Below are 11,412 nucleotides of genomic sequence, written 5' to 3' on the forward strand. Positions count from 1 at the left end.
GGCGGGCCTCAGCTCACCTGGAGCGCGACGTCGTCCACGACGTAGGAGGTCTGGAGGGACTGGTCCTCCACGCCGCTGAACTTGAGCGCGACGCTCTGGCCGGCGAACCGGGAGAGGTCGTACGTCTTCTGCGTGTAGCCGGTGTTCGCGTCCAGGTTGGACAGGGTGTCCAGGGTCTGGCCGCCGACCGAGACGGTGAACCGGTCGTAGACCACGTTCTCCGTCTCGTCCGTGTCGATGTGAAGGAAGAACGACAGCTGGTACGCGGAGCAGCCGGACGGAATGGTCAGCGTCTGCGAGGCGCTGTCCGTACGGGCCGAACCCCAGCCGTTGAGCCAGGCCTTGTAGCTGCCGCCGTGGGGAGCCTGGCCGGCCTGGTTGGTGATCACGCCGGAGGTGGCGGTCCACGGGGTGGAGCCGCTCTCGAAGCCGCCGTTGACCACGAGCTGGCGCGGGGTGCAGGTGCCGCCGCCACCGCTGACGGTCAGCGTGTAGGTGGTGGAGTGGCTGACGGTGCCGGAGCCGGTGACCGTCAGGGTGTAGGTGCCCGGCGCGGTGCTCGCGCCGACCTGCACGGAGAGGGTGGAGGAGCTGCCGGACTGCACGGACGTCGGGCTGAGCGTGGCGCTCACGCCGGCCGGAGCGCCCGAGACCGACAGGGCGATCGTCTGCGCGGCGCCGCTGACCGTGGCGGTGTTCACCATCGCGGAGGTGGAGCCGCCGGGGGCGGCCGTGCCCGCGGACGGGCTGGTGCTCAGCGAGAAGTCCTGCGCCGGGGTCTCGCCGCCGACGGCCTGCTTCCAGACGGCGTACGCGACGCCGTCGGCGCTGCGGTCCAGGACCGTGGCGCTGATGTTGTTCGTGGTATCGCAGGAGCTGTGGTAGCAGGGGTCGTAGGCGGCGTTCGCGGTGCCGCCCCACTTGGTGGCCTGGGCCGAGGTCTTGCGGGCGCTGGCACCGGCCGCGTAGCCGGAGGTGGGGATGCCCGCCTGCTGGAAGGAGTAGTCGTCACTGCGGCCCTGGCCCTCGGTGTTCTCCTCAGGCGCGAGGTTCAGCGAGGTCCAGTACGCCATCAGCGGGGCGGCGGTGGTGGAGTTGACGTTGTTGATGAAGTAGCCGCCATTGGTGGAACCCACCATGTCGAAGTTGTAGTACGACTTGATGGCGCTGCGCTGCGCGCTGCTCAGCTGGTTGACGTAGAACTTCGAGCCGTTCAGGCCCTGCTCCTCGTCCGTCCACCAGGCGAAGCGGACGTGCTTCGTCATCGTGGGGTTCTTCTGCGCCAGGACGAGGGCGTTCTCCAGCAGCGTCGCGGAGCCCGACCCGTTGTCGTTGATGCCGGGGCCGGCCGAGACGCCGTCGAGGTGCGCGCCGAACACGACGGTCTGGTCGGCGGGTCCGCCGGGCCAGTCGGCGATCAGGTTGTTGGAGGGGTAGGTGCAGGAGGTGCAGTTCTGCTCGGTGACGGTGTACCCGGCGGCTTGCAGCTTGCCCTTCACATAGGCCAGGGACTGGGTGTAACCGGCGCTGCCCGCACGGCGGTTGCCGCCGTTCTGCGAGGCGATCGCGCCGAACTGGGCCAGGTGCGCCTGCACGTTGGCCACGCTGACGTTCGGGGGGTCGTTGGGGGGCTGGGTCCCGCCGACGTTCAGCGCGAAGTCGACCGTGTGGGAGAGCGTGGAGCCCTGGCCCTTGACGACGACGGTGGACGCGCCGGGAGCCGCGTTGGCGGTGGCGGTCAGCGTCAGCACGGAGGACTGGCCGGACTGGACCGTGGCGGGGTTGAAGGAGGCGCTCACCCCGGCCGGCAGCCCGCTCGCGGTGAGGGTCACCGACTGGCCGGTCCCGGTGGTGGTACTGGTGGCGACGGTCGTGGTGACCGAGGCGCCCTGCTGGACGGTGCCAGAGGAGGGGTTCAGGGCCAGCGAGAAGTCGTTGTTCTGCCCGCTCGGCGTACAGGTCGGGTCGCCGGCCTGCGCGGGCACGCTGATGGCGTCCCAGGCGGCCTTGGTCTTGACGAACAGATCACAGGTGGCGGGGTCCAGGGACTTCGCCGAACTGAGCGTGGCCGTGCGGTACTTCTTGTAGGACATGCTGCTGGTCTTGAGCAGCATGCCGCCGTAGAAGACCTTACCGGCGTTCTGGACGCCCACGCCGGTCAGGGTGGTCTGGTTGCAGGTGGAGCTGCTGGGCTTGCCGCCGCCCGGGTTGGTTCCCTCGGCCAGCAGGTAGAACCAGTGGTTGAGCGGGCCGGCCGCCGCGTGCACCTCGGTGCCGGGTATGGCGGAGCTGTAACAGGCCGGGTCGTTGTTGACGGCGGGCGGGTTGTACATGTTCCGGATCGGCCCGCGGCCCTGGAGGTTGATCACCTCGCCGACGGTGTAGTCCGGCGTGTCGTACGGGGAGGGCTGGTTGATGTACGCCTCGGTCAGCGCGCCGAAGATGTCACCGGTGGCCTCGCCGAGCCCGGACTCCTGCCCGCTGGTCCCGCCGGGGGTGTTGGAGTCGATGGCGTGCCCGTACTCGTGGGCCACCACGTCCACGCCGGCGATCCACTCGTTGGCGCTGTTGCGCCCGATGGTGACCTGGCTGCCGTCCCAGTAGGCGTTCAGCTCGCCCAGTCCGACCTTGGCGGGGAAGCTGCGGCCGTTGCCGTTCACTCCGTTGCGGCCGAGCCACTGCCCGAGCATGTCCCACTGCTTCTGCGCGGCGAACATGAGGTCGACGCAGCCGGTTTCCCTGGACGTGGGGTTGCCGGTGCCCCAGGAGTCCGAGGACTTCGAGAAGACCGTGCCCGTGCTGTAGTCCGCACAGCTCAGACCGGTCCGGTTCGGGTCGCGCAGCGAGTAGGTGGAGCCCGAGGCCGTGGTGTCGATGGTGAGCGGGTTCGGTCCGTTCCACTTGCTGTTGCCGCTGCCCGCCACGACGTCGTCGTAGCTGTCGACGAAGCCGCCGCCGCGGGCGTCCGTGAAGACGTGCAGCTTGCTGGGCGCCGTCTTCGTGCGGCCGGAGAGGACGGTCTCCCAGGCCAGTACCGGCTTGTCGTCCTTCAGGCGGACGACGAGCCGGCTCGACTCGACCTTGTCCACCGTGGCCAGCTTCGTCCGGGCGGTGGACTCGGCTGACTTGGCGGTGACGGAAGGCCGGGTCGCGACGTCGATCCGTACGGAGGAGGCGGACTGCAGGGCGCGCACCTTGCCGGCGCCGTCGGCCAGGACGACCGCGTCGCCGCCGACGACCGGCAGGCCGCGGTAGCTGCGCTCGTAGGCGACCGAGAAGAGGTCCTGCACCCAGGGGGTGACGAGGCGTCGCTCGTACTGCTCCTGCGAGGAGTTGACCAGTGAGTCGAGACCGCTGTTGACGGCCTGGTCGGCGGCGGCGACCGCGCGGGCGGCCGGGGAGTCCTGCTGTGACGGTGCGGGCTGCGCCTGTTGCGCTGCCGACGCCGTCCCGGCCAGGGCGCCGGCGAGGCTCACGGTCAGCGCCATGGCTGCCACGGCTGCCGTCCATCTGGTGGGCTGCAACGTCCACTCCGATCGTGGGGGGTGGGGGCGGGGATGGGGAACGTGCACGTTCGCCGCCGAGTATGGGCGTGGACATGGCGGGATTGGGACATCCCGGCAGGCATAAGGCCCGGGTTATGGTGCGGCGGCGGCGCGCTGCGTACGCTGCCCGGATGCAGCTGGAGTTGAGGCATCTGCAAGCCGTCTGCCGCATAGCGGAAGCGGGCAGCCTGGGGGGCGCCGCACGACGTCTCGGGGTGTCCCAGCCCGCGCTCTCGGCCCAGCTGCGCCGCATCGAGAAGGTCACCGGAGGCGAACTGTTCGTCCGCGGCCGCAACGGCGTCGAGCCCACGGCACTGGGCCAGTTCGTGCTGGCCAAGGCGCGCCGGGTGCTGAGCGAGATGGACGCGCTGGGCGCCGAGGCGCGGGAGATCGCCACCGGCACCCCGCTGCGGCTCGGCTGCATCCTGCTGGTCCTGCTCGACGGCCTGCTGGTCCGCACCGACCGGTCCATGGCCGGTCAGGAGATCACGGTCGACCTGGAGGACTCGGTGACCGCGCTGGCGCGGATGCTGGGCGCGGGGCAGTACGACGCCATCGTGTACGGGGAGGTGAACGGCCACGAGGTGCCGCTCCCCGGGGGCAGCGCGGCCAGGACGCTGGTTCCGAAGGAGCCGTTCTGCGTGCGGCTGTCGGAGAAGCACCGGCTCGCGCACCGGCAGGTGATCGACCTGGCCGACCTCGCGGGGGAGTCCTGGATGACGCTGGTGGTGGACGACGACGGCGGCCCCGAGGCGCTCCTCGCCGCCTGCGTGAAGGCCGGGTTCACGCCGTCACTGCGCTACCGGATCACCGACCGCAAGATGCACTACGACCTGATCGCCGCGGGCCGCGCCGTCTCCCTCACCCAGCCGACGGCCCCGACGGCCGCGGGCACCGTGATGCGTCCCCTGCTCGGTGCGCCGGTCACCGGGCGGATCCGCCTGGCCTGGAACCGGTCCACGGTGTCGGCCCGGCAGGCGGAGCTGTTGTTCGAGGCCGCGGCCGGCGCCTATGTGGCCGACGTGGAGAACAACGCCTTCCACAAGGCTTGGTGGGACGCGCACCCCGAGGCACACCCCGCCCTGGGGTGAGGCCTCGGGTGGAGGTCAGCGCCGCTGGGCGGTGAGCAGCAGGTACTCCCAGTCCATCGCCCCGTCCGACAGGTGGTCGCGGGCGAGTCCGTCGAGGGCGTCGTCCAGGGCGGCCGCCCGGTCGGGATCGCCCTCGAGGTTGCGGTACACGGCGATCGTCGGCCCGTAGCAGGCCTTGAAGAACTCGCGGAACTCCTTGGGCCGCGCGAAGTGGTCCACGCGTACCGTCCGGCGCTGGGCGACGACGTCGGCGACGCGGTCGCCGAGCAGTTCGTGGACGTGCTCCTCGTTCCCCCACAGCGGCGGCGGCTGGGCTCCGGGCGGCGGCGGGGGAGCGTAGGGCTTCATCGTGGCGAACATCCGGCCGACGAACCCCTCCGGGGTCCAGCTGACCAGCCCCACGGTTCCACCGGTGCGGCAGACCCGGAGCAGCTCGTCGGCGGCGGCCTGGTGGTGCGGGGCGAACATGACGCCCACGCAGGACATCACCGTGTCGAACTCGCCGTCCGCGAACGGCAGGGCCTCGGCGTCCGCCTCCCGCCACTCCAGCTCGGCGCCGCGTTCGGCGGCCAGCGTGCGGCCGATCTCCAGCAGCTCGGGGGTGAGGTCGGACGCCACCACGTCGGCCCCGGCAAGCGCGGCCGGAACGGCGGCGTTGCCGGTGCCCGCGGCGACGTCCAGTACCCGGTCGCCGGGCCGCACGCCGCACTCGTCGACGAGTACGGATCCGAGCTGCGGGATGACGTGCGTGGCCACGGACGGATAGTCGCCGAGGGCCCACATGGCGCGGTGTTTGGCCTTCAGGGCCAAGTCGGCGCGGTCCGCCTCGTTCGCCTCGGTCATGACAGCCGCCCTCCACGGGTCGCAGCGGCCCCTTCTCCGAGCATAGGCCAGCCCCGGCGAGTGCACAGCGCACCCACTATTGGAAATGAAAACGATTTCGGATAACGTCCGTCTGGGTTCGGTCCGGACGCCTGCCGCCAGGAGTCCGGCTTCACACGCATGCCCTCCACGGTCATGCCCTCCGAGAGGAAATCCCTTGGGACACCTGCTGGTTGTCGAAAGCTGGGTGGGGTCGATGAGCAGGCTCCTACCTCGCGCGATCCGCGAAGGCGGACACGACTTCACCTTCCTCACCCGGGACCTGCACCACTACCTGCGCCCCACGGCGCCCGCGGACGGCACGCACCCGCTGCTCGCCGCGCGCCACGTCGTGACCGCCGACACCAACGACACGCAGACGCTGCTGCCCTTCGCCGAGCGACTGCACGGGCTGCTCGGCTTCGACGGTGTCCTGTCCTCCTGCGACTACTACCTGCCCGCCGTGGCGCGGACGGCCGAGCGCCTGGGACTGCCCGGCCCGGCCCCCCGCGCCGTGGAGAACGCCTGCCGCAAGGACCGGACCCGCCGGGTCCTCGCGGAGGCGGAGGTGCCCGGCCCGCGCTTCGCCGTCTGTACCGACGCGGCGGCGGCGCGGGCCGCCGCCCGGGAGATCGGCTACCCGCTCGTCGTCAAGCCCGTCGACCTGTGCGCCGGAATGCTCGTCCGCCAGGTCGGCGACGACGCCGAGCTGGAACGCGCCTGCCGCGCCGTGGCCGAGTTCCCCGTCAACGCCCGCGGCCAGGAACGCGCCCCCGTCCTCCTCCTCGAAGAACTCCTCACCGGCCCGGAGGTCAGCGTCGAGACCGTGTCCCACGCCGGAGCCGTCCACGTCGTCGGCATCACCGACAAGAGCCTCGGCGGAGCCCCCGCCTTCATCGAGACCGCCCACATGTTCCCCGCCGACATCGGCGCCGCATCCGCCCGGGAAGCCGCCGAGACCGCCGTACGGGCCGTACGGGTCCTGGGCCTCGACGACGTCGTCTGCCACACCGAGATCAGGCTGACCCCCGCCGGCCCCCGCCTGGTCGAGGTCAACCCCCGGCCCGCCGGCAACCGCATCACCGAACTGGTCCGCCACGTCACCGGCATCGACCTCGCCGCCGCCTGCGTGGACGTCGCGCTCGGCCGCGCCCCCGACCTCGCCCCCCGCCCCACCGGAGTGCGCAGCGCCGCCGTCGCCTTCCTGCTGCCCGCCGTCGCCGGCACCCTCGCCGCCGTCGACGGCGCCGACGAAGTGCGCCGGGAGCCCGGCGTCCTGGAACTGGACCTCGCCGAGCCCGGACGTACCGTACGGCCCGCGACCAGCAACAACGAATACCTCGGCCACATCATGACCGCCGACACCGAGGGCCCGGGCGCCCGCGGCACGGCCGAACGGCTCCTCGGACGGCTCCGCCCCGCCTACGACCGCCAGGACATCCCCGCGGCGGTGCCCGCGTGAGCGCCACCGCCCTGCGCGAACCGCCCGCGCGGACCGTCACCGGCCTCCTCGACGGTGTGCGTGCCGGCCTCCACGGACCCGACCCCGCAGGGCAGCGCGTAGCCCTCGCCTTCACCACCGCCCAGGCCGTACGCCACGAGGGCCGTTCCGGCGGCTACCGCAACGAGGTGCTCAGCCTGCGCCTCGGCGCCGCCGTCGGCTCCTGCGCCGTGGAACCGGGCACCCTGACCGCGGGCGCGCTCGACGACTGCGCGGGCGCCCGCGTCGCGGACCTGCTCGACCACCCGCTGCTCCCCGTACGGATCGCCGCGCTCGACGCCTACCTCATGCACGTACGCCCGCACGCCCCCGAGCACGGAGCCCGCCCCCACCCGCTCCCGGCCGGCGGCTCGCTGTACCGCTCCCGGGCGCGGGCCCGCGCCGTCGTCGACCTGCTGCCCCCGCCGGCCGGCGGGAGCCCCGGCCGGGTCCTCGTCGTCGGCGTGGTCAACTCCCTGCTGGAGCGGCTGCGCGAACGCGGAACCCGCTACGTGCCCTGCGACCTCAAGGGCGGCGCCACCGAATGGGGCGAGCCGGTCCGCACCGACGCCCTCGCCGAACTGGAGCACTGCGACGCCGTCCTCGCCTCCGGCATGACCCTGGGCAACGGCACCTTCCAGCCGCTGCTCGACCACGCCGCTGCCACGGGGAAGCCCCTCGTCATGTTCGCCCAGACCGGCAGCGCCGTCCTGCCCCGGTTCCTCGGCGCCGGGGTCACGGCCGTGTCCGCCGAGCCGTACCCGTTCTTCTGGCTCGACGGCGGACCGGGCACCGTGCACCGCTACGGAGGCACCCGATGACCGTCACCCCGATCCTGCCCCGCCCCGCGGCCGACACCGCCGCCCGCCCCGAACTGCTGCCCCTGCTCGGCCGCACCCCGCTCGCCCGGATCCGCACCGAACTCCCGTACCGACACCCGGGCTTCTGGGCCAAGCTGGAATGCCTCGGCGCCGGCGGGATGAAGGCCCGCGCGGCCGTCTCCATGCTCAGTGGCGCCCGAGCCCGCGGCGAACTCCTCCCCGGCGCACCCGTGGTGGAGTCCACCTCCGGCACCCTCGGCGTCGGCCTCGCCTTCGCCGGCCAAGCCCTCGGCCACCCCGTCATCCTCGTCGGAGACACCGAACTCGAGCCGTACATGCGGCAGTTGCTCCGCTCGTACGGAGCCCGGCTGGACCTCGTCGACCGTCCGGCCCCCGAAGGCGGCTGGCAGGCCGCCCGCATCGCCAGGCTGCGCGAGGTCCTGCGCCACACCCCCGGGGCCTACTGGCCCGACCAGTACAACAACCCCGACAACGCCGCTGGCTACCGCTCCCTCGCCGCCGAACTGACCGCCCAGCTCGACCACCTGGACGTCCTGGTGTGCAGCGTCGGCACCGGCGGGCACAGCCGGGGACTGGCCGGACCGCTGCGCCGCCGCTGGCCCCGGCTGAAGGTCATCGGCGTCGACTCCGTCGGCTCCGCCATCTTCGGGCAGCCCGCCCGTCCGCGCCTGATGCGCGGCCTCGGCAGCAGCATCCACCCGGCCAACGTCGCCCACGAGGCCTTCGACGAGGTGCACTGGGTGGGACCCGCCGAGGCGGTCGACGCCTGCCGCCGCCTCGCCAGGTCCAGCTTCGTCAGCGGCGGCTGGAGCACCGGCGCCGTCGCCCTGGTCTCCGCCTGGGCCGCCCGCGTCGAACCGGGCGCGGTCGTCGCGACCGTCTTCCCCGACGGACCGCACCGCTACCTCGGTACCGTCTACGACGACGACTTCTGCCACGCCCACGGCCTGGACACCGCCGACCGGGCCGTGCGCCCCGTCGAGATCCCGCACCCCCGCGCCGTCGAGGCCACCGGCTGGACCCGCTGTACGTCCGTCCCGGCGCCCGTCCGCGGAGGCGCCGCGTGAAGCTCACCTGGCACACCGCCGACCTGCGCCTCGCACAGCCGCTGCGCATCTCGCGCTCCGTCATGGCCCGCCGCGACGCCGTCTGGGCCGTGGTCGAGCACGGCGGCCTGCGGGGCTGGGGCGAGGCCGTCAGCAGCGAGCACCTCGGCCTGCCCACCGCCCGGATCCTGCACCACCTCGCCGCCGCCCGCGCCGCCACCGAGCGGTTCCCCGACCCGGAGACCGCCTGGGCCGAGACCGGCCGCCCGGGGGAGGGCGGCGCCTGGCACGGGCTGCCGCCCGGGGTGCTCGCCGCGCTGGAGGCCGCCGTACTGGACCTGGTCGGCAAGCGCGCCGGCCAGCCCGCCCACCGGCTGCTGGACCCGGACCCCGGCGCCGGTCAGGGTCCCCTCGCAGGAGCGGACTCCGGCGCCGTTCAGGGTCCCGCCGTCGCGACCGCCCGTACGATCGGCATCACCGGGCCCGCCGAGGCCGCCGCACTGGCCGCCCGCCTCACCGCCGCCGGGTTCACCGTCCTCAAGGTCAAGGCAGGGCACCCGGACCCCGCCGAGGACCTGGCCCGCGTCGAGGCCGTCCACGCCGCCGCACCCGGGGCGAGCCTCCTGCTCGACCCCAACGGCGCCTGGACCGAGCGCCGGGCCCGCGACCTGCTGCCGCGGTTCGCCGCCCTTGGTGTCACCGCCGTGGAACAGCCCGTCGCCCCCGGCAGCCCCGACTCCCTGGCCCGGGTCGCCGCGGACTCCCCGGTACCCGTCATCGCCGACGAGGACGCCGTCTCCTACGAGGACGCCGTCGCGCTCGCCGGCCGCGTCCACGGGGTCAACGTCAAACTCGCCAAGTGCGGCGGCGTCCGCGCCGCCCTGCGCATCCACGCGGCCCTGCGCGGCACCGGCACCGACCTGATGCTCGGGTGCCTCACCGCCAGCTCGCTCGGCATCGCCCCCGCCGTGCACCTCGCCGGCCGCGCCCGCTGGGTGGACCTCGACGGGCACCTGCTGCTCGCCGACGACCCCTGGACCGGCATCGGCGGGGCGGACGGCACCGTACGCGCCTCCGGGCGGCCCGGGCTCGGCGTACGCCGGGTGACCGGCGGGGGCGGCGTCCGGAACCGGCGGGCCGACGCCGTGGAGCCCCGGTGAAGACCCTGACCGCCGTCCGCGGCTTCCCGCTCCCCGTGCGCCTGCTCCTGGTCAACCAGCTCGGCGTCAACACCGGCTTCTACCTGCTCATCCCGTACCTCGCCACGCACCTCTCCGACGACCTCGGGCTGTCGGCCGCCGTCGTCGGCGTGGTCCTGGGCCTGCGCAACCTCAGCCAGCAGGGCCTGTTCCTGCTGGGCGGCTCGGCCGCCGACCGGCTCGGCGCCCGCGGGGTGATCATCGCGGGCTGTGCGCTGCGGACCGTCGGGTTCGCCCTGTTCGCCCTCGGCGACGCGCTGCCGCTGCTGCTCGCCGCGTCCATACTCAGCGGGCTCGCGGGGGCCCTCTTCAACCCCGCTGTACGGACCTACGTCGTTCTGGAGGCCGGCGACCGCAAGGCCGAGGCCTTCGCCCTGTTCAACGTCTTCGCCACCACCGGGGCCCTCCTCGGCCCCCTGCTCGGCTCCCTGCTGCTCCTCGTGGACTTCCGGGCCGCCGCGGTGTCGGCGGCCGGCGTCTTCGCCCTGCTGACCCTGGCCCAGCTCCTGGTGCTGCCCGTCCGGAAGATCCCCGCCCCCGACACCGGGGTGTTCGCGGACTGGCGCGAGGCGGCCCGCAGCCGGGGCTTCCTTCCCTTCGCCCTCGCCATGATCGGCATGTTCGGGCTGGAGAACCAGCTGTACCTGCTGCTGCCGCACGCCGCCGTACGGGCCTCCGGGTGGGACGGCTCGATAGGGCTGCTGTTCCTCATCGGAACCGTCGCGAACGTGCTCTTCCAGCTCCGCATCACCCGCCGGCTCGGGGCCGCGGGCGGGCGCGCCCGCTGGATCGCGGCCGGCCTCGCGGTGATGGGGCTGGGCTTCGTGCCCCCGATGTTCGTCGCGGGCGCTTCCGGGCCCCACCCGTTGAACCTGCTGGTGGTGCTTTCCGGCGTATTGCTCCTGCACCTCGGGGTGATGATCGCCCAGCCGTTCGTGATGGAGCTGATCCCGGCCTTCGGCCGGCCCGGCCTCACCGGCACGTACTACGGCCTCTTCTACGCCGTCTCCGGCATCGCCGCCGCCGCGGGCAGTGCGGGCATCGGCTGGGCCATGGACAGTGCCGACCGCACCGGCCCCTCCTGGCTGCCCTTCGCCTGCTGCCTCGCCCTCGGCCTGGCGTCGGCCGCCGCCGTCGCGCGGCTGCACCGGCGCCGGGCCCTGCCCGCGGGCCCGGAGGCGGAGTCCGGCCCACCCGGGGCGGGCGCCTCACCGGCCCCGCCCGCCGCCGTCCTGTCACCGGCCCCGCCCGGCCCGCCCGCCGCAGGCACCCGTACGGAAGGAGGCGCCCGGTGACCTCCGGGCGCCTCCCCGTCACCCCCCGCCGCACCGAACCGCCCGAAGCCCCC

At 73.5% G+C, this 11,412-nt stretch carries 8 protein-coding genes; 6 read left to right on the forward strand and 2 right to left on the reverse strand.

Going from position 1 to position 11,412, the window contains the following annotated elements; translation table 11 throughout:
- Positions 1-8 precede the first annotated feature (8 nt).
- On the reverse strand, positions 9-3,488 hold the full coding sequence (locus OTB16_RS09050; RefSeq protein WP_267719632.1) for a M28 family peptidase: 3,480 nt from the start codon (positions 3,486-3,488) through the stop codon (positions 9-11).
- A 188-nt stretch (positions 3,489-3,676) separates the two neighbouring features.
- Between OTB16_RS09050 and OTB16_RS09055 the strand changes: the two genes are divergently transcribed.
- On the forward strand, positions 3,677-4,636 hold the full coding sequence (locus tag OTB16_RS09055) for a LysR family transcriptional regulator (RefSeq protein ID WP_267719459.1): 960 nt from the start codon (positions 3,677-3,679) through the stop codon (positions 4,634-4,636).
- 15 nt (positions 4,637-4,651) lie between these two features.
- Here OTB16_RS09055 and OTB16_RS09060 read toward each other — a convergent pair whose 3' ends face one another.
- Positions 4,652-5,479 (reverse strand): class I SAM-dependent methyltransferase, encoded by an 828-nt coding sequence (locus tag OTB16_RS09060; protein WP_267719460.1) that lies wholly within the window; start codon positions 5,477-5,479, stop codon positions 4,652-4,654.
- Positions 5,480-5,675: 196 nt separating this feature from the next.
- Here OTB16_RS09060 and OTB16_RS09065 point away from each other — a divergent pair, with 196 nt between their 5' ends.
- The 5 genes from OTB16_RS09065 to OTB16_RS09085 are packed head-to-tail and all read left to right on the forward strand — an operon-like array spanning position 5,676 to position 11,359.
- Positions 5,676-6,959 carry an ATP-grasp domain-containing protein gene (locus OTB16_RS09065; RefSeq protein ID WP_267719461.1) on the forward strand — a complete coding sequence of 428 codons (1,284 nt, stop codon included), beginning with the start codon at positions 5,676-5,678 and terminating at the stop codon, positions 6,957-6,959.
- A gap of 11 nt (positions 6,960-6,970) precedes the next feature.
- Positions 6,971-7,798, forward strand: coding sequence for a Rossmann-like domain-containing protein (locus OTB16_RS09070; protein ID WP_420717662.1), 828 nt, complete (start codon positions 6,971-6,973; stop codon positions 7,796-7,798).
- Positions 7,795-8,886 (forward strand): PLP-dependent cysteine synthase family protein, encoded by a 1,092-nt coding sequence (locus tag OTB16_RS09075; protein WP_267719463.1) that lies wholly within the window; start codon positions 7,795-7,797, stop codon positions 8,884-8,886. The genes OTB16_RS09070 and OTB16_RS09075 overlap by 4 nt, the downstream gene beginning before the upstream one ends.
- Complete coding sequence (locus tag OTB16_RS09080; protein ID WP_267719464.1) at positions 8,883-10,025, forward strand: enolase C-terminal domain-like protein; 1,143 nt, start codon at positions 8,883-8,885, stop codon at positions 10,023-10,025. The genes OTB16_RS09075 and OTB16_RS09080 overlap by 4 nt, the downstream gene beginning before the upstream one ends.
- Positions 10,022-11,359, forward strand: a complete 1,338-nt coding sequence (locus OTB16_RS09085; protein ID WP_267719465.1) for an MFS transporter — start codon at positions 10,022-10,024, stop codon at positions 11,357-11,359. The genes OTB16_RS09080 and OTB16_RS09085 overlap by 4 nt, the downstream gene beginning before the upstream one ends.
- Positions 11,360-11,412: the final 53 nt, after the last annotated feature.

Origin of the sequence: Streptomyces antarcticus (genome assembly GCF_026627255.1) — a bacterium.
GTDB classification, from domain to species: domain Bacteria; phylum Actinomycetota; class Actinomycetes; order Streptomycetales; family Streptomycetaceae; genus Streptomyces; species Streptomyces antarcticus.